This window comes from Campylobacter concisus UNSWCS (assembly GCF_000466685.1).
GTDB lineage: Bacteria > Campylobacterota > Campylobacteria > Campylobacterales > Campylobacteraceae > Campylobacter_A > Campylobacter_A concisus_A.
The window spans coordinates 1-22,992 of sequence record NZ_ANNG01000044.1 but is presented as its reverse complement, the minus strand read 5'-3'; the positions used below and the strand labels follow the sequence as shown (position 1 = coordinate 22,992).

At 39.1% G+C, this 22,992-nt stretch carries 22 protein-coding genes and 1 pseudogene; 16 read left to right on the top strand and 7 right to left on the bottom strand.

Annotated features, from left to right (window positions below):
- The first annotated feature begins 1 nt into the window (after window position 1).
- Together nusB and pyrF are read left to right on the top strand one after the other, a co-directional pair.
- Window positions 2-397, top strand: a complete 396-nt coding sequence (gene nusB / locus UNSWCS_RS09300; protein ID WP_021088290.1) for a transcription antitermination factor NusB — start codon at window positions 2-4, stop codon at window positions 395-397.
- Complete coding sequence (gene pyrF / locus UNSWCS_RS09295) at window positions 394-1,074, top strand: orotidine-5'-phosphate decarboxylase (RefSeq protein ID WP_021088303.1); 681 nt, start codon at window positions 394-396, stop codon at window positions 1,072-1,074. The genes nusB and pyrF overlap by 4 nt, the downstream gene beginning before the upstream one ends.
- 426 nt (window positions 1,075-1,500) lie before the next feature.
- Here the strand turns inward: pyrF and UNSWCS_RS09285 are convergent, their stop codons facing one another.
- From UNSWCS_RS09285 to UNSWCS_RS09255, 7 genes are all read right to left on the bottom strand, one after another.
- Entirely contained in the window at window positions 1,501-1,809 is a 309-nt protein-coding gene (locus UNSWCS_RS09285) for a hypothetical protein (protein WP_035143837.1), read from the bottom strand.
- 107 nt (window positions 1,810-1,916) lie between these two features.
- On the bottom strand, window positions 1,917-2,258 hold the full coding sequence (locus UNSWCS_RS09280) for a YolD-like family protein (RefSeq protein WP_021088311.1): 342 nt from the start codon (window positions 2,256-2,258) through the stop codon (window positions 1,917-1,919).
- Complete coding sequence (locus UNSWCS_RS09275) at window positions 2,251-3,519, bottom strand: hypothetical protein (protein ID WP_021088308.1); 1,269 nt, start codon at window positions 3,517-3,519, stop codon at window positions 2,251-2,253. The genes UNSWCS_RS09280 and UNSWCS_RS09275 overlap by 8 nt, the downstream gene beginning before the upstream one ends.
- Window positions 3,520-4,078: 559 nt before the next feature.
- Entirely contained in the window at window positions 4,079-5,146 is a 1,068-nt protein-coding gene (gene aroC, locus UNSWCS_RS09270) for a chorismate synthase (RefSeq protein ID WP_021088315.1), read from the bottom strand.
- An 8-nt stretch (window positions 5,147-5,154) separates the two neighbouring features.
- Window positions 5,155-5,826, bottom strand: a complete 672-nt coding sequence (gene rnc / locus UNSWCS_RS09265) for a ribonuclease III (protein ID WP_021088317.1) — start codon at window positions 5,824-5,826, stop codon at window positions 5,155-5,157.
- Window positions 5,823-6,257, bottom strand: a complete 435-nt coding sequence (gene rnhA, locus UNSWCS_RS09260; protein WP_021088313.1) for a ribonuclease HI — start codon at window positions 6,255-6,257, stop codon at window positions 5,823-5,825. Before rnhA ends, rnc begins: the two co-directional genes overlap by 4 nt.
- Window positions 6,235-7,260, bottom strand: a complete 1,026-nt coding sequence (locus UNSWCS_RS09255; protein WP_035143836.1) for a tetratricopeptide repeat protein — start codon at window positions 7,258-7,260, stop codon at window positions 6,235-6,237. The genes rnhA and UNSWCS_RS09255 overlap by 23 nt, the downstream gene beginning before the upstream one ends.
- Before the next feature lie 61 nt (window positions 7,261-7,321).
- On the opposite strand from UNSWCS_RS09255, the gene dnaG reads away from it, so the two are divergent.
- The 14 genes and pseudogenes from dnaG to UNSWCS_RS09185 all read left to right on the top strand — a co-directional run.
- Window positions 7,322-9,034, top strand: a complete 1,713-nt coding sequence (gene dnaG / locus UNSWCS_RS09250) for a DNA primase (RefSeq protein WP_035143835.1) — start codon at window positions 7,322-7,324, stop codon at window positions 9,032-9,034.
- Between the two features lie 98 nt (window positions 9,035-9,132).
- Window positions 9,133-10,371: a M20 family metallo-hydrolase gene (locus UNSWCS_RS09245; RefSeq protein WP_021088276.1), complete on the top strand. Its 1,239-nt coding sequence runs from the start codon at window positions 9,133-9,135 to the stop codon at window positions 10,369-10,371.
- Between the two features lie 2 nt (window positions 10,372-10,373).
- A complete protein-coding gene (locus UNSWCS_RS09240) occupies window positions 10,374-11,693 on the top strand; it encodes an amidohydrolase (RefSeq protein ID WP_021088288.1) in 1,320 nt (439 codons plus the stop codon).
- The gene (pepE, locus tag UNSWCS_RS09235) at window positions 11,690-12,388 is read left to right on the top strand and encodes a dipeptidase PepE (protein ID WP_021088305.1); all 699 of its coding nucleotides are present in this window, start codon (window positions 11,690-11,692) and stop codon (window positions 12,386-12,388) included. The genes UNSWCS_RS09240 and pepE overlap by 4 nt, the downstream gene beginning before the upstream one ends.
- Window positions 12,389-12,402: 14 nt before the next feature.
- Window positions 12,403-13,713: a C4-dicarboxylate transporter DcuC gene (dcuC, locus tag UNSWCS_RS09230; RefSeq protein WP_021088318.1), complete on the top strand. Its 1,311-nt coding sequence runs from the start codon at window positions 12,403-12,405 to the stop codon at window positions 13,711-13,713.
- A gap of 9 nt (window positions 13,714-13,722) precedes the next feature.
- Window positions 13,723-14,946 carry a peptidase T gene (gene pepT / locus UNSWCS_RS09225; RefSeq protein WP_021088269.1) on the top strand — a complete coding sequence of 408 codons (1,224 nt, stop codon included), beginning with the start codon at window positions 13,723-13,725 and terminating at the stop codon, window positions 14,944-14,946.
- A 59-nt stretch (window positions 14,947-15,005) separates the two neighbouring features.
- Window positions 15,006-15,995, top strand: a complete 990-nt coding sequence (locus UNSWCS_RS09220; protein WP_021088307.1) for an argininosuccinate synthase domain-containing protein — start codon at window positions 15,006-15,008, stop codon at window positions 15,993-15,995.
- A gap of 189 nt (window positions 15,996-16,184) precedes the next feature.
- A complete protein-coding gene (locus tag UNSWCS_RS11550) occupies window positions 16,185-17,765 on the top strand; it encodes a retention module-containing protein (RefSeq protein ID WP_021088301.1) in 1,581 nt (526 codons plus the stop codon).
- A gap of 710 nt (window positions 17,766-18,475) precedes the next feature.
- Window positions 18,476-19,240 carry a DUF996 domain-containing protein gene (locus tag UNSWCS_RS09210; protein WP_021088284.1) on the top strand — a complete coding sequence of 255 codons (765 nt, stop codon included), beginning with the start codon at window positions 18,476-18,478 and terminating at the stop codon, window positions 19,238-19,240.
- 270 nt (window positions 19,241-19,510) lie between these two features.
- Window positions 19,511-19,762, top strand: a complete 252-nt coding sequence (locus UNSWCS_RS09205) for a type II toxin-antitoxin system Phd/YefM family antitoxin (protein WP_021088296.1) — start codon at window positions 19,511-19,513, stop codon at window positions 19,760-19,762.
- On the top strand, window positions 19,752-20,039 hold the full coding sequence (locus UNSWCS_RS09200; RefSeq protein ID WP_021088304.1) for a type II toxin-antitoxin system RelE family toxin: 288 nt from the start codon (window positions 19,752-19,754) through the stop codon (window positions 20,037-20,039). The genes UNSWCS_RS09205 and UNSWCS_RS09200 overlap by 11 nt, the downstream gene beginning before the upstream one ends.
- Window positions 20,040-20,346: 307 nt before the next feature.
- A complete protein-coding gene (locus UNSWCS_RS09195) occupies window positions 20,347-20,676 on the top strand; it encodes a hypothetical protein (RefSeq protein WP_021088291.1) in 330 nt (109 codons plus the stop codon).
- Window positions 20,661-21,923: a hypothetical protein gene (locus UNSWCS_RS09190; protein ID WP_035143834.1), complete on the top strand. Its 1,263-nt coding sequence runs from the start codon at window positions 20,661-20,663 to the stop codon at window positions 21,921-21,923. Before UNSWCS_RS09195 ends, UNSWCS_RS09190 begins: the two co-directional genes overlap by 16 nt.
- A 757-nt stretch (window positions 21,924-22,680) precedes the next feature.
- Window positions 22,681-22,992, top strand: a pseudogene (locus UNSWCS_RS09185) (flagellar biosynthesis protein FlgG); the annotation flags it as partial.

Sequence of the window (22,992 nt, the reverse complement as noted above, 5' to 3'; positions counted from 1 at the left end):
AATGGCCACACGTCATCAAGTGAGACAAGCCATAGTTTCGCTACTTTACTCAAACGAGATAAACCCCGTAACTGCGGAGTTTGAAGAGGAATTTTTAGAAGAGAAAAAGATAAGAAATGAGCGTAAAAATGAGGTGCAGCAGACCTTTAAAGAGGTGCTTGCAAATAAAGAAAAACTAGATGAAATTTTAAAACCGCACCTAAAAGACGGCGACTTTAGCAAGGTTGGCGCAACTGAGCTTGCTATCCTTAGACTTGGGCTTTATGAGATGAAATTTAGCCAGACTGATAAAGCCGTCATCATAAATGAGGCGATCGAGCTTGCAAAGGAGCTTGGAAGCGACCAGGCGCCAAAATTTATAAACGGCGTGCTAGATAAGATAAAGGGCGATCTATGAGGCTCTGTGTCGCTCTTGATATGGCGAGCAAGGATGAAAATTTAGCCCTCGTGCGTGAGCTAAAAGGGCTTGATCTTTGGCTAAAAGTGGGGCTTAGAAGCTATCTTAGAGACGGAGCTAAATTTATAGAGGAGCTAAAAGGGGCAGGGGAGTTTAAAATCTTTCTTGATCTAAAGCTCTATGATATCTCAAACACGATGGCAGACGCGGCCGAGGTCGTCTCAAAGATAGGCGTGGATATGATAAATTTGCATGCAAGTGCTGGCGAGAGAGCGATGAAAACTGTGATGGAGCGACTTAGTTCGCTGCAAAATCGCCCTTTGGTGCTTGCTGTATCAGCGCTAACTAGCTTTAGCGAGAGCGAATTTGAAGCGGTTTATAACGATACTATTTCTCGCTCGGTTAGGAAATTTAGCCAGATGAGCTTTGAAGCGGGGCTTGACGGCATGGTCTGCTCGGTCTTTGAAAGCAAGCTCATAAAAGAGGTGACAAATCAAAATTTCATCACGCTTTGCCCTGGAGTTAGGCCTTTTGGCGAGAGTGCGGGCGATCAAAAGAGGGTTGCAAATTTGGTTAGCGCAAAGCAAGAGGGCAGCGACTTTATCGTTGTTGGCAGACCGATTTATGAAAACGCAAACCCAAGAGAAATTTGCGAACGCATTTTGGAGCAAATTTAAATTTTTTTGAGATAAATTTAGTGTAGCTAAGAGTTTAATAGATAAAAATTAAATTTTTATCTCATAATATATTTAAAAATTTACTAGTAGTCATCTAAGATAAAAATTTTATCAATATTGCTATCGCCGTAAGTAATAATGCTATTAATAATAATATAGAAAAAGCAAAAGCTATCGAATACTTAATGAAATTAAAATATGTTTTATAAAAGCTAATAAAATTCACAAATAAAAACCCAGCAATATATAACAACAATGGATCTAGGTATTGTATTTTAGATATATTTAGAAAAAATACGCCAAAAAGTATGAGAGAGATAGCTATAGCTATTTTATGGATATTACCAAATTTTTTACTAAAAATGTTAAGTATATGTAGAAATGAACCAACTACAAGTGCCCCATTTATAGTATCTAATTGCATTCTTAGATTATCTTTAAAAAAATATAAATGATTAAACCAGGTATGAAAAAGATAAGTGGTTTTTGAAAAATAATAAAAACAGATTCAATAAGTGCACCAATGGCAGATGGAGCTTTTCCAATAGTTTTTCCTATCTCAAAGTCTGTCTGTTCTATCTTACCTGAGCCACCACAGATAGGACAAGTTTCACCAGGTTTTATAAAGCCATACCCTTGACAATATCTACACTTTATTTCTCTAGTTACTATAAAAATTTCCTGAATATTATTTGATTTGATTATTATATATAAAATATTCTTATTTTTGACCATGTTTGGCAAAAGCTATAGATGTTGTTGATTAGTATGGTTTGTTTAAGTGGTGTAAGATAAAAATTGTAACTAATTTTGGAGATAAAATATAGAAAATTAGAATATTTTTAAAGAAATGAATGATGATTTATTAATTTTAAACTTTTTACTATCTCCACCTCGTTTATATCCTCAAATTTGATCTTAGTTTTTACGATCATGAGGATTTTATCTTTGAAATTTACATCTGAGACTAGGCCGCTAGTTTTTACGTAAGTAAAGCCGTCGTGGTAGCTCACACACACTTCATCAGCTATCTTTATCTCGCTTATCTTTTTTAAAATTTCATCGATCTTGCTCTCATCAAGCTCTAGTTTTTCGCATTTTTCTCGCTCTTTTTGTCGCAAGGCTCGCTCTAAGGTAGAAAGAGGATTAAACGAGCTAAAAATTTTCGCCCTATCTTTACTCACCGCTCTTGTGCCCTCCGATCTTTTTGTTTCTATCTTGTCCAGTCGCTTCTGGAAGCAGGTCGATCGCGCGTAGGATCGAGTTTTTACCAAATTTCTCTTTTATCAAATTTAGCGACTTTAACACCGCTTTTTCCTTGCTGTCATCTTCAAATAGGCCAAACTCAACCAAATTTTCTTTCACCACATCGTTTGCTGATATGCCTATTTGCCTGATTAGCCCGACATTTTTTATCTTGTTTAAAAGTAGCTCCTCAGCCGCACTCATCAGCACGCTTGAGATATTTGTTGGCGTTTTAAACCTCATGCTTGCGCGTTGCTGCGGCTCAAGCTTATCGGCAAATCTCACATTTATCGTTAGCCCACTCGCCCTTACATCTTTGTTTATCATCCTAAGCGCGAGCCTGTCAGCCATCTCTTTTAGCACGATCACCGCTTCGCAGCGCTCGTAGTCTCTAGGCAAAATTTCCGAGCTAAAGTAGGACTTCGTGCTTGGTTTATACGCCTTTATCTCAGCTATCGTCGTTGGCTCTATGCCATTTGCGTGGTCTATCGTGATGTAGGCATCGACGCCAAAAATTTTTTCAAGCAGGCTTTTTGGCGCATTTGCGATATCTTTCATGCAAAAGATGCCGCATTTTTCGAGCTTTAGCCTAGTTTGCTTACCGATACGCCAAAAGTCACTTAGTGGCTGATGCGTCCAGAGCTGCTTTTTATAAAGCTCTTCGTCAAGATAGGCGATGCCGTCATCTTGGTGCTTTGCTAGTATATCAAGCGCGATCTTTGCGAGGTATAAATTTGTCCCCATGCCACAAGTCGCCGTCACGCCAGTCGTTTTTAAGATCTCATCCATCATCATCTTCGCCATCTCTTTTGCGCCAAGAGCGTAAAATTTCAAGTAAGAAGTAAGGTCTATGAAGCACTCATCGATCGAATAGACGTAGATGTCCTCTTTGGAGACATATTTTAGATAAATTTCATAGATCCTTGCGGCGTAGTCGATGTAAAACTGCATCCTGGGCGGCGCGATGATAAATTTGACATCTCTTGGTATCTCAAAGAGCCTGCAGCGGTTTTTTACCCCTTTGGCACGAAGCGCAGGGCTAACAGCTAAGCAGATGCCGCCACTGCCACGACTAGCGTCAGCCACGACTAGATCAGCCTTAAATGGATCAAGCCCGCGCTCCACGCACTCAACCGAGGCGTAAAAGGACTTTAGGTCGATAACGGCGTAAATTTTGCTCTTTGGATTTTCATTTTTCATGAGAGGATTATAGATGAAATTTGGTAAAAACTAGTTTGCAAATTTTGTTTGAAATGGTTTGAAATTTTTTAGAAAATAAAATAAAAAAGGCTAAATTTTAGTGCAAAGACCACACATTAAAGATACCAAAATAACTCCGTGATCAGATACCATGCCAAGCTGAGCGCGAAAGAGCCGATGCTTATAAATTTAAATGAAGCTAAGAAAAAGGCATCGCAACCGGCGATGTGGTGAGAGTATTTAACGAGATAGGGTGAAATTTTAGTTGGCGCGATTGTTGTTCATCATCCCAGAGCACGTCATCGCCATCTGTGAGGGTGCATGATATGATCCTGAAGTGCTAAGCAAAAGAGTCTTTGCAAGCACGGCTGCATCAATGTCCTAACTCGCGACAAAAGGCAGATCTGGCACCACTCAAAGCAACTGCAGACACGGGGTCTTAGTAAATTTAGAAAAATATAAAGACAAGATCAAACCGATCACCGCGTTTTCTAAACCAAAAATTTTACAGTCGCTGTAAATTTCTAAATTTAGCCCTCGTTTTGTGGCTAAGTCAAATTTAGCCGTAGATTTTCTTTAAATTTTCAAGCTTTGTGCTTGCATTTAGCAGTAGCATATCAGCAAGAACTAGCCTTATCATCGCGGTTGCGACGACACTGCCACGTATGCCTATGCAAGGATCATGCCTGCCTCTTAGCTCAAAATCCACCGCCTCGCCCTTTAAATTTAGCGTCTTTTGCTCTTTAAATACCGAAGGCGTTGGCTTAAAATGGCTCTTTAGCACGATCTCAGCCCCACTGCTTATGCCTCCAAGTATGCCACCAGCGTTGTTGCTTAAAAAGCCAAGCTCGTCCATCTCGTCGTTGTTTGCTGAGCCAAGCATAGAGCTTACATTTACGCCAGCGCCGATCTCTACGGCTTTTACTCCGTTTATGCCCATTAAAGCAGCTGCCAAAGCGCTATCAAGCCTATCATAAAGTGGCTCGCCAAGACCAGCTGGCACGCCTCTAGCCACGCTTAAAACCACAGCTCCAACGCTATCGTGCTCACTTCTAGCTTTATTTACCGCCTCTTTCATCGCCTCTTCGTTGCCAAGGGCGTAAATTTGCGAATTTTTGGCAAAATCAAAATCAAACTTATCGATAATCGCCTTGCCGATGCCAAGCACGCCGCTTAAAACTTCTATCTTAAATTCATTTAAAAGTAGCTGCGCAAATGCCCCACCAGCGACCCTCACAGCTGTCTCTCTCGCACTTGCACGCCCGCCTCCTCTGTGGTCTCTGATGCCATATTTTTTAAAATATGTAAGATCAGCATGCCCTGGGCGGAAAATTTCACGTAAATTTTCATAGTCATTTGACTTTTGGTTGTTGTTAAAAATGGCAAAACCTATCGGCGCCCCAGTGCTCATGCCATCAAAGACGCCGCTAAAAATTTCTATCTTATCAGCCTCATCTCTTGCCGTTGTGAAGCTACTTTGTCCAGGGCGACGTTTATCAAGCTCGCTTTGGATGAAGTCTGCATCGATCTTTATCCCAGCTGGCAGCCCGTCTATCACGCCACCTATCGCCACCCCATGGCTCTCGCCAAAGCTAGTTAAGGTTAGTTTTTTGCCAAATGTATTCAAAATTTATCCTATTTTTTGATTTTTTCTAGTGCAATTTTTGCTGCGAGCTGTTGGGCTTGCTTTTTCGAGCTTCCAACGGCACGTGAAATTTCCTTGCCATTTAGTAGCAAGGCTATCTCAAATTCTTTCTTATGATCAGGGCCAAATGAGCCTATGAGCTCGTAGCTTGGTATGACACCAAGGGTTGCTTGAGTGACCTCTTGAAGGGCTGTTTTGTAGTCCTTTTCAAGGTGCGCAAAGTCGATCTGCGGATAGCAAAGCTCAAGCAAGGCGATCGAAATTTCTCGCACTTTATCAAGTCCAGCCTCTAGGTAGATAGCGCCCATCACCGCCTCAAATGCGTCGCTTAAAATGCTATCTTTCTCTCTGCCGCCGTTGTTTTCTTCAGCTTGGCTAAGCCTTAAAAACTCGCCCATATTTAGCCGTCTAGCCATATTTGCAAAGCTTTTTTCATTTACAAGTGCGGCGCGAAGTTTGCTCATATCGCCCTCTGCGATCTTGCTAAATTTCTTAAAAAGATACTCAGCCACGAGCAGATCCATCACCGCATCGCCCAAAAACTCGAGCCTTTCGTTATTTAACGCCTGCTTGGTGCTCTTGTGTGTTAGCGCCTCTTCTAAAAGCTCATATTTTTTAAATTTATAGCCAAGATTACGTTCAAATTCTTCTAAATTTTTCATATCTTATTCTCATCTTTTATTTTTAATGCCTCGTTTCTTGCCATCTGGTCGCACTCCTCGTTTTCAGGGTGTCCAGCATGCCCCTTAACCCAGCTAGCTACGACTTTATGCGGCTTTGAAATTTCTAAATACTCCTGCCAAAGCTCGACATTTTTTACATTTTTAAAATTTCTCTTTTGCCAGTTTGCAAGCCACTCATTTATGCTATTTGCCACGTATGAGCTATCGGTAAAGAGCCTTACCTCGCATGGCTCTTTTAGCGCTTTTAGCCCCATTATCGCAGCTTTTAGCTCCATTTGGTTATTTGTCGTATATGCCTCGCCACCACTTGCTTTTTTCTGCGCTTCGTTATATCTCAAAATGTAAGCCCAGCCACCAGCTCCAGGGTTTCCAAGGCACGAGCCGTCGCTAAAAAGTGTTACTATCTTCACTTGATTTTTCTGTGATGTGGGATAAAATTTTCACACTTCCTAGCTCGTGACAGACCGGACAGCGGTAAAAGTGCATAGGAAATGAGTTTTTGCAGTTTTTGCAAACGTAGTTAAAGCTTAGCCCAGCTGCATCAAATTTAGCGTCTTTTAGCCTTTTTATGGCATTTAGCTCAAAGCTGTAAATTTCACATGGCTCATCTATATCGCCCTTTGCGTAAAAGAGGGATTTGTATTTTGGATCGCTTAAATTTATAGGCGTTTTTAGGTTGTAAAGCAGGTCTAGCACATCTTCAAATTTGGCAAAATCTTTTAAATTTTCTAAATTTTCATTGTGTCTTATGAAAAGTGCTAAGATCATGCGCTTTAAAAGCTCAAAATTTTGGCTAAGGTGCGAGAGAATTTCTATCTTTTCGCTAAAGCTTAAATTTCTATCATCAAGCGTGCTAATCGCTTTTATATAGGCCTTTTGATCTTTTACATTTGTTCCAAGCTCTTCAAGAGAATTTAGTGCATAAAGCGCTTCTTTGTAGTTTTTAAGCTTCTCATCTATCATCGTTAAAAAGCGCAGCGCGAGGACATTTCTAGGGCTTAGCTCAAGCGCTTTTTCAAAGATTTCGCTAGCTTTTTTTAAAAATCCAGCCTTAAAATATACCTCTCCAAGCTCGTTTAGGATAAATTCTTTCTCGTTTTTATCTTTTACCTTGCTAAGCGCGATTAGATAGACGCCGATCGATTTTTCAAAGTCGCCATTTTTAGCGAAGGTCTGACCTAGCATGCTAAGGCTTGGTATATCTACTTCTGGGCTTTTTAGCATCTGCTTGTGCTCGTCGCTTATGCCATCTTTGCTGTCAAATTTCTTTATAAATTTCTCGATACGTTTTTTCTCATCTTTGCTAGAAAATATACCCCAAGCATAGCTTAAAGCTGCGATCATCAAGATGATACTAAATAGAATAATAAGGCTAAATATCGGATCTCTGTGTCCAATGAAAAAAATATCCACGCTTATACTTTGTAATAAAATTTTACTTTAATTATAACAAAGCAGTTGTATAATTTTGCTTATGATAGATCCAAAATCCATTGAAAAATTAAAAAACCAAATAGACATTGTTAATATCATCGAGCAGTATATCCCTGTTAAAAAGATGGGCTCAAGCTACAAGTGTGTCTGTCCGTTTCACGACGACAAAAACCCGAGCATGAGCATAAATCAAAACAAGCAGATGTATCACTGCTTTGCCTGCAAGGCTGGCGGAGATGCGGTCAAATTTGTGATGGATTATGAAAAGCTTACTTACCCAGAGGCGATAGAAAAGATCGCTCAAATTTCAAATTTTAGCCTTGAATACACAAATGACAAGGTGCCAACGCAAAAAGAAAATAAGCACATTTTAGAAAAGGTAAATGCCTTTTATAGAAGCGAGTTTTACAAAAATGAAGCAGCCATTAGATATATCAAGTCGCGCGGTATAAATGATGCGATGATCGAGAAATTTGAGCTTGGCTGGGCTGGGGATAGTAAAAGCACCATTAGGCTTTTGCAAAATGAAAATATCGAGCCTAAAGAGGCGCTTGAAGTTGGCATATTAAAGCAAAATGAGAAGGGAATTTATGCTAGTTTTATCGAGCGCATAACATTTCCCATCTACTCGCACACGACAAGGCTTGTTGGCTTTGGCGGCAGAACGATCTCAGATCACCCTGCAAAATATGTAAATTCGCCTCAAAGTGCGGTATTTGACAAGTCAAAGCTACTCTATGGCTACCACCTGGCTAAGCAAAGTATCTTTGAGAAAAAACAGATAATAATCACTGAAGGCTACCTTGACGTCATTATGCTTCACTACGCTGGTTTTACAAATGCTGTTGCCGTGCTTGGGACAGCACTTACAACAAGTCACTTGCCACTTTTAAAAAGGGGCGAGATAAGCGTAGTACTTTGCTTTGATGGCGATGGCGCTGGCATAAATGCAGCCATAAAGTCGGCTCACCTGCTAAGCATAAATAAGATAGATACAAAAGTAGTCATCATAAGTAACGGCGCAGATCCTGCTGATATGGTCTTTGCAGGCAAGATAAAGGAGCTTAATGAGCTCTTTGGCTCAGGCGAGGACGCGGTGAAATTTTATATAGAAAAGATCATGCAAAAGTATGATATAACCCGCTCAATGCAAAGAGATAACTGCCTAAGCGAGATAAAAGCCTATATGGACGAGCTTGGAGAGGAGATAGCAAGCTCGTATGTAACAGAAGTAGCGGCAAGATTTAACCTAACTCCACAAAGTGTGGCAGATAGGTTTGGACTAAAGCAGAAGTCAAAAAATGAATATAAATTTAAAAAAGAGTTTAGAAAAAAAGATAAAGATGAATTTAGCAACTCTGTCATGGTAGATGAGGTGCCAGCTGTGATGAACAAAGACCCACTCGAGTTTGCTCTTTTTAAAACCATGCTAAATAACCCAAACTACAGAGATGAGATACTCTCAAAGCTTGGAGCTAGATACTTTATAAAGCATCCTGAGTATCTAAACGCCATCCTTTATAGATACGACGTGAGCGATGAGCAGATGGTTAGAGAAATTTTAATGGACGAAAATATCCATGAGATCATCGATCCAACCACTTTGCAAAAGGCTATTTTAAATATGCAAATCGCATTTTACGAGAACGAACAGCAAATTTTAAAAGGCTCAGACAACCCAAATAAGATAGAAATTTTAGAAAAACTGCTCTTTATCATCAAAGATCTCAAGACTCAGCTTTATAAAATTTAAAAACTCACACTTTTTCAGCTTCAAATCATAAAACAAAATGTAAAATGCTTAAAGTAATAAATCTTTTTAAGATTGGCTTTATATTTTAAGGATTTATGATGATAGACGCTAAAAGATTTGAGAGAAATTTTAACGCTATAAGCGAGTTTGGAGCGCTAAAAGGTGGAGGGCTGACAAGGCTAGCCTTTAGCAAAGAGGACCTTGAAGCAAGAAAATTTCTTATAAATTTGATAGAAAAAAATGGCTTTAAACTTAAAATTGACAATGTCGGCAACATCTTCGCTATCTATGATGATGGCTGCGAGGCGGACGCGAAGCCAGTTTGCGTGGGCTCTCACATAGATAGCGTGCCAAATGGTGGCTTTTATGACGGCACACTTGGCGTCATGGCTGGTCTTGAGGCGCTAACTGCGATAAAAGAGGCTGGCATCAAGCTAAAGCGCCCACTTTGGCTCATAAATTTTAGCTGTGAGGAGTCAAGCCGCTTTAAGACAGCCACTATCGGCAGCAAGATAATAAGCGGCAAACTAAGCCAGCAAAGGCTTCATGAGCTAAAAGATGAAGATGGCATCTCGCTTTTTGAGGCGATGAGTGCGGCTGGGTTTAAACCACAAAATTTAGACGAAGCCATCCTAAAAGAAAACTCCCTACACGCATACTTAGAGCTTCATATCGAGCAAGGCCCAGTGCTTGAGCGAAGTGCTATAAGCGTTGGCGTGGTAAGCGGGATCGCAGCTCCAATTAGATTTGAGATCACAATACATGGCAAGGCTGATCACAGCGGCGCAACTCCTATGAATATGCGTAGTGACGCCCTGCTTGCTGCCTCACACATCATAATCGCAGCCAATAAATTTGCCAAAAACAAAAAAACAGCTGTCGCGACCGTTGGCTACGTGCATGCAAAACCAGGCGTTTTAAACGTCGTGCCAGGCGAGGCAAGGCTTGGCGTTGATCTAAGAGATATCGATAAGGCGAGCTTAGAGGAGCTAAATTTAGAGCTGAGAAATTTTGTGGGTGAGCTAAGCCGTGAGCTTAAATTTAGCTACGAGATAAGAGAGCTAAGTAACGACGAGCCAGTAAAACTAAGCGAACATGCCATAAATTTACTTGAATATGAAGCCAGAAAGCTTGGCATAAAAACTCTTACTTTGCCAAGTGGGGCTGGGCATGATGCGATGAATTTAACAAAGCTTGCAAACAGCGTTGGCATGCTCTTTATCCCTTGCGTGGATGGCATCAGTCACAACACCAAAGAGGCGATAAATTTTAAAGACGCCGTAGCAGCAACTAAAATTTTAACAAACGCACTAATAAGACTTTCAAACGAGGAGTAGTCATGGACAAAATAGCAAAATTAGCACTATCTTTAAAAGAGGATATGATCAAAGATCGCAGATACTTTCACTCGCACCCAGAAACTGGCTGGTTTACCTTTTTTACGACTGCGGTTTTGGCAAAAAGACTTAGCGAGCTAGGATATGAGGTGAAGCTTGGCGAAGAGGTCGTAAAAAGCGATGCAAGGCTTGGCGTTGGCAGCAAAGAGCAGTGTCAAAAGGCGATCGAGCGAGCAAAAAGTCTTTTAAATCCTGATGAGGCAAAATACCTTGAATGCATGAAAGATGGCCTAACTGGGCTAACTGCTTTTATCGACACAAAAAGACCTGGTAAATTTAGCGCTTTTAGATTTGACATCGATAGTGTTGATGTGACAGAGAGTGCAGAGGCTGCTCATAGACCTTGTAAAGAGGGCTTTGGCTCAGATATCGCTGGTATCACGCACGCTTGTGGGCACGATGGACACATGGCGATGGGTCTAGCACTTGCAAAGCTGATCGCTAAAAATTTAGACGATTTTAATGGCAAATTTAAATTTATATTTCAAACCGCAGAAGAGGGCACAAGAGGCGCTGTGGCTATGGAGGCTGCTGGGGTGCTTGATGGGGTTGAGTACCTGCTTGGCGGACACATCGGCTTTCAAGCAGAAACAAATGGGGGCATAGTTTGTGGCACAAACAAACTGCTTGCAACTTCAAAATTTGACGTGCATATCACTGGTCGCTCAGCCCACGCAGCAGGAGCGCCGCAGGAAGGAGCAAACGCCCTTTTAGCCGCTGCTCAAATGGCTCTAAATATGCATGGTATCACAAGGCACGCAAAGGGCGTGACTAGGATAAATGTGGGCGTTTTAAGAGCAGGCGAGGGCAGAAACGTCATAGCACCAAATGGCTATCTAGCCTGCGAAACAAGGGGCGAGGATACAAATTTAAATGAGTTTATGTATAAAAAATGCATGGATATCGTAAAAGGTGTGAGCGAAATTTACGGCGTCGATAGCAAAGTCGTGATGACTGGGGGCACAAGCGGAGCAAATAGCGACAAAGAGGTGACTGAAATTTTCTATGAAGCAGCAAAGCAAAGTCCATTTATAGATGATGATAAGATCGTTAAAGAGCTTGACTTTGGCGCTTGCGAGGACTTCGCTCACTTTATGAGAGCTTTGCAAGATAGGGGCGCAAAGAGCGGCTATATGATGATCGGTACAAATTTAAAAGCAGGACATCATAACAGCAAATTTGACTTTGACGAGGAGTGTTTGGTCGCTGGGGTTGATATATATCTAAGGGCTGCTTACAAACTAAATGGAGCTAAAAAATGAAAAATGCTTTACTAATCAGCGCTTCAAGCTACCAAGATACTGGCTACTTGAGACACTGCAAAAACTGGGTTAAGGACTTCTTGGGCGAGAGCGGCAAGGAGGAAATTTTATTTATCCCTTATGCTGGAGTTAGACGAACAAATGACGAATACGAGCAAAAGGTGATCGACCGTCTAAAAAATAAAAATATAAAATCGATCCACCACTACGAGGATAAAATTTCAGCTATCAAAAATGCCAGCAGTATCGCAGTTGGCGGCGGCAATACCTTTATGCTTCTTTACACGCTTTATAAGCTAAATTTAATTGAGCCTATAAAAGAAGCTGTGGCAAACGGCGCAAAGTACTTTGGCTGGTCAGCTGGCGCAAATATCGCCGGCAAGACGATGATGACGACAAATGATATGCCTATCATCATGCCAAAGTCATTTGATAGCCTAAATATCTTCCCATATCAGATCAATCCGCACTTCATAAGTGGCAAGCTAGCAGGACATAACGGCGAGAGCAGGGAGGAGAGGCTAGAAGAGTTTTTAATAGCAAATCCAAAAGATACTATCTACGCGTTGCCTGAGGGCACGGCTTTGCTCATAGCGGGTAGCGAAGCCGAGGTCATAGGATATAGCGAAATTTTAAAATTTGAGTATCAAAAAGAGATAGAAAAAATAGAAGTTGGAACTAAATTTAAAATCTAAACAAGGAGAGAGGTATGGAATCATTCAAGCTAATCGCTGCCATTCTTGGCATCGTTGCAGTTGTAGCACTTCTAGTCTTAAAAAAAGAGACAAGAACGGTGCTAATAGGTGTTGGTTTGGTGCTTTGTATAATCGCACTAAAACCGATGGGGGCACTAAGTGCTTTTACTGACTATATGACAAAAGCTGGTCTTATAAAGGCTATATGTGCTAGTATGGGTTTTGCGTTTGTTATGAAATATACAATGTGCGATAAGCACCTTGTTGCGCTTCTTACAAAGCCACTTAAAAACGTGGGATTTATCTTGATCCCTGTAACAACCGTGCTAACTTACTTTATAAATATCGCTATCCCTTCAGCTGCTGGATGCTCGGCTGCTGTTGGTGCGACACTTATACCGCTTCTAATGGCTTCAGGCGTTCGCCCTGCGATGGCTGGTGCGGCTGTTTTTGCAGGTACATTTGGCTCAGTCCTAAGCCCAGGCTCTGCGCACAACATATATGTGGCTGACCTTGTTAAAAAGACAGTTGAGGGCTACACAGTTCAAGACATCATAAAAGTGCAAATTCCTAGCGCATTTACAGCTCTTGTTATCGTAGTTGTCATGCTAACTATCGTCGCAATATTATTTAAAGACTATCAAAAAGGTACAAATTTCACTATCGAAAGCGGTGCTGCTAGCGAAGAGAAGTCAGCGTTTAAAGTAAATTTGATCTACGCTCTTATGCCACTTGTCCCACTTGTCATCTTGATTATTGGTGGAACAAGCCTTGCAAAAGACTACAGCTTTTTGGCATGGACAAAGATGGGCGTTGCTGAGGCGATGATACTTGGTGCTATCATAGCTATCTTTGCTACCCTTACAAACCCACAAAAGATCACAAAAGAGTTCTTTAACGGCATGGGTCACGCTTACGCTGATGTTATCGGTATCATCATCGCAGCTGGCGTCTTTGTCGCAGGTCTAAAGGCATGTGGAGCTGTTGATGTGGTCATCGCATGGTTAAAAACTGATCAAAGCTACGTTAAATTTGGCGGAACATTTGTGCCATTTATCATGGGTATAGTTACAGGCTCAGGCGACGCTGCTACATTTGCATTTAACGAAGCTGTTACAACAAATGCTGCTGCTCTTGGCTTTGAGCAAGATAAGCTTGGTATGGCTGCAGCAATCGCAGGCTCACTTGGACGTTCAGCTTCTCCGATCGCTGGTGCTGCTATCGTTTGTGCGGGCATTGCTATGGTTAGCCCAGTTGAGCTTGCAAAAAGAACGTTTTTAGGCATGTTTCTCTCTGTTGTGGTTATAGCATTTTTCGTCATCTAAGGATGAAAGATGGATATCGTAGAGAGATTTATAAACTATACGAAATTTAACACCACGACAAATAAAGAGAATGGATTAAAAGGCATCATGCCTTCTAATCCAACCGAGTATGAGCTAGCCAAATTTATCAAAGACGAGCTTAGCTCGCTTGGCATAAAAGATATCATCTTGCAAGAGAATGCTATCTTGATAGCAAAGATCCCTGCAAACTGCGAAAACGCCCCAAGTATCGCCTTTTTTGCGCACTTAGATACAAGTAGCGAGCAAAAAAACGACACAAAAGCTAAGATAGTAAAATACACAGGCGGCGACATCTGCCTAAACGAAGAGCAGGGAATTTATCTTAAATTTAGCGACAATCCAGAGCTTAAAAAATACATTGGCGATGATATAGTCGTGACTGACGGCACTAGCTTGCTTGGTGCTGACGATAAAGCTGCGATCGCTAGTATCGTAAATATGGCTAGCTTTTTCATGCAAAATCCTGATGTAAAGCACGGCAAGATCGTGATCTGCTTTGTGCCTGATGAGGAGCAGGGCTTGCTTGGCGCAAAGGCGCTTGACGTAAATTTGCTTGGAGCTGACTTTGGCTACTGCTTAGACTGCTGCGAGATAGGCGAGCTAATATACGAAAACTGGAACGCAGCTGACTGCACGATGGTCTTTAAAGGCGTTTCGGCTCATCCGATGAACGCAAAGGGCAAGCTTGTAAATTCGCTACTTCTTGCGCATAAATTTATCTCGCTTTTGCCAGGTGGCGAAGTGCCAGAGTGCACCGAGGGCAAAGAGGGCTATTTCTGGGTGAAAGAGCTTAGCGGAAACAGCGCAAAAACGACGCTCAAGATCGACATAAGAGAATTTGACGAGCCTAAATTTCAAAAAAGGCTCGAGTTTTTAAGTGATATGGCAAATTCTTTTAACAAAATTTATGGGCAGTGCTGTGAGATCACGCTAAAAACACGCTATGAAAATGTCTTTAAGTTTTTAAAAGATGAAAACTCACTGCCTATAAAACTAGCAAAAGATGCCTTTAGTGAGCTAAATATCATGCCAAACATAAAGCCGATGCGTGGCGGATATGACGGCGCCGCGATCTCTGCAAAGGGTGTGCCAACGCTAAATTTATTCACAGGGGGAAATAACTTTCACTCTATCTTCGAGTACTTGCCAGTTAGCAGCCTAAAAGCCGCAAGCGAAGTGATCAAAAAAATCGTAATTAACGCTGCTAAATAAACTTCATAAAAGCCTAGATTTAGTAAATTTAGGCTTTAAATTTTACTTTCAGGATAAAAATGAAGGCTTTAGCTTTGTTTAGCGGAGGGCTTGATAGCATGCTCTCTATGAAAATAATAAGCGACCAGGGTATCGAAGTGGTCGCACTTTATATGGATACTGGATTTGGCGTGGATGAGGAGAAGCACGAAGTTTTAAGGCGCCGTGCAACCTTGGCTGGGGCTAGCCTAAAGGTGGTTGATATGAGAAACGAGTATCTTCGTGACGTGCTTTTTAACCCAAAATACGGCTACGGCAAGCAGTTTAACCCTTGCATCGACTGCCACGGATATATGTTTAAAACCGCTTTAAATATGCTAAAAAGCGAAAATGCAAATTTTATAATCACGGGCGAAGTCGTAGGGCAAAGGCCGATGAGCCAGCGCAGAGATGCACTCTTTCAGGTTAAGCGCTTAGCTGATGATGAGGATGATCTAGTGCTTCGTCCGATGTGTGCCAAGCTCTTGCCACCAACTAAGCCAGAGCGCGAGGGTTGGGTCGATAGAGAGAAGCTACTTGACATAAGCGGGCGCGATAGAAAGCCGCAGCTTGCTTTGGCGAAGGAATTTGGCTTTGAGGACTTTGCAACTCCTGGAGGTGGCTGTTTGCTAACGATCGAGAGCTTTGCAGTTAAGATAAAAGACTACTTAAAATTTGATAAAGAGATGCGAGATATCGATGTCGTGTGGCTAAAGCTTGGTAGGCATCTGCGCTTGCTTGAAGGCGCAAAAATGATAATAGGACGTGATGAGAGCGACAATAACGCACTTTTAACTCACCCAAATGATAAATTTGAGCAGGTTAAATTTAAAGAGAGCGACGACATCGTGGGAGCTGTTAGTTTTATAAGCAAAAATGCTAGCCAAGCTGACAAAGAGCTTGCCGCAAGGCTCGCACTAGCTTATACAAAAGCTAGCCAAGATGATGAATTTGAAGTTAGTATCGCTAATGAGAAATTTATTATTAGGCCTGAAGATAAAAAGCTAGCACAAGAGTTTTTTGTGAAGTAAATCCAAATTTGCAAAGGAATTTGATCTAAATTTCTTTGCAATATCTAAATTTTCCCAACCACCCAAACCCCCACAAAATCTAAATTTGCAAAATTTTCAGTCATAAATATGTCACAACTGTACCGAAGTACAATGGTTTGATTTTAATAAAACCGCTAAATTTAAGAAAAAATTTAAAAAGGGAGACACATGTCAAAGGAAATAGGCGTAGTAAAAAATGTAACGCAAGGAAGCGTAAAAGCTGTAAGCCCAACAGGCGAAAGCAGAGAATTAAAAGTAGGTGACATAGTATATCAAGGTGAAAAGATAGTCACTGAAACAACTGACGCAAAAGTAGTAATAGCAAAAGCAGATGGAAAAGAGATAAGCCTAATAGGTAAAGACTCAATAAATTTAGACCAAAGCGTTAGTGAAAATTCTCAAACAACAGCTGATATAAATTCACTTCAAAAAGCAATTTTAGGCGGTCAAGACCTTAACGCTTTAGAAGAGACTGCAGCTGGTGGAAACCAAGCTGGTGGAAACGCTGGAGGTGACGGAGTAAGTCTTGGTGCTGCTAGCTTTGCACAGGGTGGTCACTACTCAAATATAAGTGCGAATTTTTCTAACCTTTCATCTCAAGCAAGCGCAAATGCCCCAGCTGTTTCAAACGTAGGCGGTGCAGAGGCGGTCACTCTTGATCTCATTGCAGCTGCTATTGATGAGATATACCCAACTAGCCGTATTCCAACTCCAACTATTACAACAATAATAGATGGCAAGTATGGTGGCAAATGGAATGCTGATGTAATAGGTGATCTATCAAATGATAATAGACCATTTATCAAAGGAACAGCAGAGGCTGGGTCAATAGTTGAAATCTATGACAATGGCACTAAGATAGATGAAACAAGAGCCTATGATGATGGCACTTGGGAGTATGTGGTGCAAAATGACTTTCCTGATGGAAAGCACACTATCACAACTGTGGCTGTTGTAGATGGCGAGAGAAGCCTTAGCAGCAAAGGGGCTGAGGTTACTATTGATACAACTAAACCAACAGTAGAGTGGACAGATTTACCACATAACATTATAAGAAAAAATGTAATTTCTATGAGCGATAGTGATTCTGAGCCATCAATGAGTGGTAAGACTGAGCCAAATTCTGAAATAAATGTAAGAATAGGCAAAATAGACGATAGTGGAACTCATACAGTTTTTGAAGGCAAGGTAACAGCTGATGATAATGGCAACTTCACAGTAGATAAATCTACAATGGGTGATGGTTTCCCAGAACACTTTGTGCCTGGTGAATACTCTTTCACAACACAGGTGTTTGACCCTGCTGGTAATTCAAGTTTTACAAATTTGCCTAAAAACTATACGCCAAAAAATGGTGCATTCTCAATAGAGCGCATATATGATGATGAATTTAGTGATCTAACAGAAGTGCAAGGCGATTATAGTCCTATTTATAGACCTGTTGATGGGGATAGAAAGCCAACATTTGAGGGCACAGCAGAAGCAAATGCTGAGATAACATTAGTTGTTAAGCATCATGGTTATGATTTTAATACAGAAACGAGAACTCCAGTTGAGATACAAGATATTTTAACAACAAGAGCTGATGAGAATGGCAAATGGAGCGTAGAGGCAAAAGTTGATTATAAAGACTCTATGCTTGACTACCACACAGTTGAGGCAAAAGCTACCAACCCATCAGGTGAGACGCTTGATCTTACTCCAACTACATTCTTTATGCCAACAACTGCGCCTGAAGATCACCTATAATCAATTATGCGAAGAGTTTTTCTCTTCGCTATTTCTTATTATTTAAAAAATTATTATTTGACACAAATTTAGATTTATACAAATGGCGAGAAACCAGTAAAGGTAAGCTTAGATGAGATATGAGTTGGAATTTCTACCAAGTGCTTTAAAAGAGTGGCAAAAGCTAGATAAAAAATTTAAAATATTTGCTATCTAAATTTACAACTATGTCGCAAATCCAAAAAATTTTTAAAACTATTTCCTATTAAATTTTTTATCATAAATCACATGATCGCTTTCTTTGCCTATTCAAGATACTTTATAGCTACTTTATCACAATTGCGATCAGTTAGCTCTAGTAGTATCTATATTGCTGTTTTATTTAGATCTATGATGATAGTGTTATAGAGATGGTTGGGGAGAGGAAAGAAGGAGAAAGAGTCAACGCCTAAAAACATAATCCATTTTTTAGCCTGAGATTCTCGCAATTAAATTAATTGCTTTTCAAAAATTTAATTAGAGATTGACCTATTATATAAGTTTTTTTGTCGCCAGTTATACTAAAAAGAGAAGCTAATGCTATAAAGTAGTCACTGCTTAGATATACATAATCCCCCCCCACATTATTTAGTTTCTATAAAATTATCTTTTATACCTTATAAACTTAAGCCAACACTTTGTTTAACAAATTTATAATAAGCATTTTTTATCTTAATCTTAAAGGAATAGACATGAAAGGGACTGTATTAGCTCCTGGCATAATATTAAATGCTGATGAACAGCGTTTTACTTATCTACAAGAAGACGTAGCATCGGTGGCAAAAGACGGAGCCGCCATAGTTTTAAAACAAGGCGATGAGGTTGATTTTATCGCGGACGGACAAACTGCAAAACAAATCTATCTCACAAAAGCAAAATCTATGAATCTAAATTTAGATAACATAAATTTTGATATTAAAAGCAATGATTTATCTACCATTAGAACGCTGGGATTAGCAGGCTCTGCTTTACCTATTTTGGGCATTATCCCATTCATCGGATTTATCTTTTTTATCGCCGGATTTTTATGTATGTTGTTTGCTATATTTAAGCTATCAGATAAAGTTGGCAGTCCTACACTAAAGAAAAACTATATCTTATATCTAGTTGTTGCGGTAGCATCAACTATCCTGATCTCGATCGGTGCAATAACTGGGGCATTAGGCTTTGCTGGTATGGGTTCTGGCTATGCGAATGCTGGTGGGACAGGTGCTATTTTTGGCGTCATTTTAGGTTTAGTGGGCGTTGTAGGTATGATTTATGCATTTTTCAAAGAATTTCAAGTCTATAACGAGCTTTCAAACATATCTGGCGATAAATTTTTCCTATACTATTTTATAGGTTCGGTTGTTGGAACCATTACTGTATTCATATTTATTGGTTATATCTTGTTGATTGTGGCATTTGTTTTACAAATCATCGCATGGTATAGATTGCAAGAGATCAAAACAGCTTAAACTTCAATCATAAATCGGAGAAGAATTTCTTGCTCCGATTTTCTTTCTTTATATAACACAAAACTTGTATTTAATTGCCTTATTATAGTAAGTTTGCAGTATAAAATTTGCTAAACATTTACGCCAAGCCTATTAATGCAAACACACTAAAGGCTAAAGTAGAGATGGTATCGTATGATAATGAGTAGGGATAAATTTCAAAGCATAAACTTTTAAGACTATCTTTATATCTTATTTAGTATTATTTTAGGTATTAAATAAAGGATAAAAATGCAAACTATACAAGCAAATTTTACAGCTAGCATAAGTGAGCTAAAAAAGTCTCCAGCTCAAATTTTAAAACAAGCTGGAGATAATGTCGTAGCTATACTAAACCACAATGTCCCTAGCGCATATCTAGTACCAAGTGCTGTCTATGAAAAAATGGCAGAGATAATAGAAGAGTATCATCTAAGTAAAGCAGTAGATACTGCTTTAGCAAGTGGTGAAAAACCAGTAAAAGTAAGCTTAGATGAGCTATGAGTTAGAGTTCTTACCAGGCGCTTTAAAAGAGTGGCAAAAGCTAGATAGTAGCATAAAAGTGCAGTTTAAAAAGAAGCTAAGTGAGCGTCTAGAAAACCCAAAGGTTGCCAAGGACAAGCTACGAGGCTACGAAGATGTCTATAAGATCAAGCTAAGAGATATCGGCTACCGCTTGGCCTATCAAGTAAAAGATGACGAGATCGTAGTATTGGTGCTAGTTGTCGGCAAAAGAGAGAACAACGAAGTATACGAGATGCTAAAGGATAAATTTAACTAAGCATAAAGCTAGAATTTTAGTCATCTGTGATTTACTAGTAACTAATTTCATGTTGCTAACTTGTCCTATCTAAAGTGCTCTTTTATGATGAGCGCAACCCCTATATTTTTATTATTTTATTTTCTTAATTTTATACCAGACTAAATTTCTAAGAGAAAATTTAAAAGCTACAAAAATTATATTATATATTTCATAGTATTTTTAAAAAACACGCATTTTAGGGGGCTGAAGCCTACCGAATTCCTTGTTTTAGGCTGTGAATTTTTACAAAATAACCTTAAAAATTTATCTAAATAAGGATATTAAGATGAAGATAAATGGTTATGAAATAGTTATAAATACGCTAACTGACAATATCACCTATGAAAAAGCCATAGATAGAATGTGTCACAACATGCGTGAGCCCAAACAAACAAAGAATATAAAGTATTTAAGAAGGGATACAAGAGCCAATAGGTATTTTGTGCAAAATAGCCATGGCGTTCTTATAGAAAAAGAGTCATCTCGTAGCATGTCTCACGAAGATATTGAAAATAAGCTAAAAGAGATGATGTTGCTATTCAAAAAAGACTATGAGAGCCAAACGATAACTGATAAAAACGGCAAGTCAAGAAAGCGTGTATGGCAAAAAAGATGACCCCTTTTACGGAGATACTTTTAACATTTGGAACACAAAGACCCAAAGAAGAAAATGAAGGACTCAACGAAGAAGAGACCAAGTTTATAAATGGGCTAAACATTATTGCTAACGCCAAGGATTTTATTAATAAATATTGTAAAAAATACGGCGTAGAATGTGTAGCTGCAGCTGAGCATAATGATGAAAAAACCAAACACTGGCAAATTCTTTTTTCAAACTATGATTTTACTAAGCACGCTTGCATAAGAAGAGATATGAAAAATATGGCTATATATGGTAGGGAAATGCAAGATATGGGTGCAGACGCACTTAGTGGTATAGCTGTAAGAGGCGTGGTTGGAAGCAAAGCTGTTCATAAAACTCTAAAACAAATGCATGAAACAGAGCTATCTTATAAAAGCGAACAAGCACTCAAAAAAGATATTACTTCTAGTTTTGAAGAGTATGTTGGGAAAGTTTTTGATGAAAAAAAGTCATTCACTGGCAAGATACACTATGAGATATCCAAGGAGGGCATGGAAGAGTTTATAAAAACTATTAGTAAAGATATCTATGATTTAACAAAACAAAACATAACCATAATTAAAGACACTGATCTTCAAAATAAGATAGATGAGCTGGAAAAACAACTAGCCGACAAGAGTGAAGTATTGGCTAGAAAAAATGAGTTAGAGTTAGAAAATGAACTCTTACATAAGGAGGTTTTAGAACTAAAAGAGCTAAATAAGACTTTTGAGGATAAAGATATAGTATTGGCTCAAAAAGAAGAGATTAATGGACTAAAAGAAAGCTTGAAGCAAAAAGATGTAGCTATACGCGGTTATAAAAGTCAGATACTTAACAGCAAAGAAATTATGAACCAATCCAAGGCAGACAAAGAAGAGCTGACAAGACTAAAGGGTGTTGAAGCCAAGAAAATAGAAGTGGAAGAAGAAAAAGAAGAGCTAGAAAAAGAAATTAAAACATATAAAGAACTAGCTGCCAAACAACAAAAAGAGGTAGAGGAGCTGGGGCAAGCAATGGAAGCTAATGAATCGTTAAAAAATGAAAATCAAAGTCTAGCATATGAAAATAAAAAGCTAAAAGATGAAAATACAACTCTTAAGGTCTTTAAAGAAAAAGTGGTAACCTTCTTTAAAAGTGTGGCAAGCACTATCCCAAATGTCAGGGATTTTATAAATAGTCATCTACCCGAGATAAAAAATGAGATATTTGGCAAAAAAGACTCTAGCTTAGAAATGTGATAGCGACTCTCTCGCAAGGCTCTTTTTGCTACTTATCAGTAAGCCAGTTAGGTATTATATTAAGCTGGCTTATCTAAGTATGTGTTACTTCTACTAAAGTTAGAACGTAAAAATAGACGATCTTAAATTTCTACTACTTTTGTTGTACAACTTGGCTAAATTTGGCTGATTTATAAAAAAGTAACCTGCTATAGTGAAATTTATGCTTTAAATATTTTACAAAGTTAATATACATTATCAATTTACTGACTGATTTCTCATATAAAAATAAAGTAAAAATATTAAATATAAAATAAACAAAATATCTTATTTAATATTTTATTGCCTCTAGTCATAAAAATAAGCTACTAGACTCTTGGCATTATTTGACTTATTTTTATAATAGCCCTTAGGCTATTCGCCCGTCTGGCTAAGACCTTATAGCACTATCAATCTCTTGATAGTGCTAAATAAGTTTTAGCACCATAGAGCTAAAACTTATATTTGAAAGATATTTTTTGAGATGATGCTTATTAGTAACTGAAACACAACATGAAAGATGAATTTACTATTACTTAAATAGAGATTATATTTTTAAACTAATTTTTTATATAAACAAATAGTAAATAGCAATTTTTATGTAGTAGGCAATAATAGCAACAAATAGAACATAAAATTAAACTACTAGACCAAATTTTATTTATATTGATTGATTTTTTATTTTTGTGGGTTGGAATATGTTTTGCTTGGTATCAAGCAAGAAGTTAGGAGGCGAGCCATGAATGATATTAGCATCTTAAGCACAAATATAAATTCATACACTAAGCAACAACACAAACGTGAGAGATTTTTAAATTTTAGTGATCTTATAAAGCAAAGTGTTAAAGAAGAAAGCAACAAACCAAGCCAAGAGCCAGCTAAATTTACTTATACCACTTCTTCACAAAATAGCCTCGTCTCTTTAAATTTCAGTGACCTTCAAGCTTATGGCTACACAGTGGATAGGGCTGGCTTTATGGGAGCTGATTTTAACAAGGCTGCAGGCTTGCCACAGGACTTTAAAATCCACAAAAGCACGCTTGATGAGCTT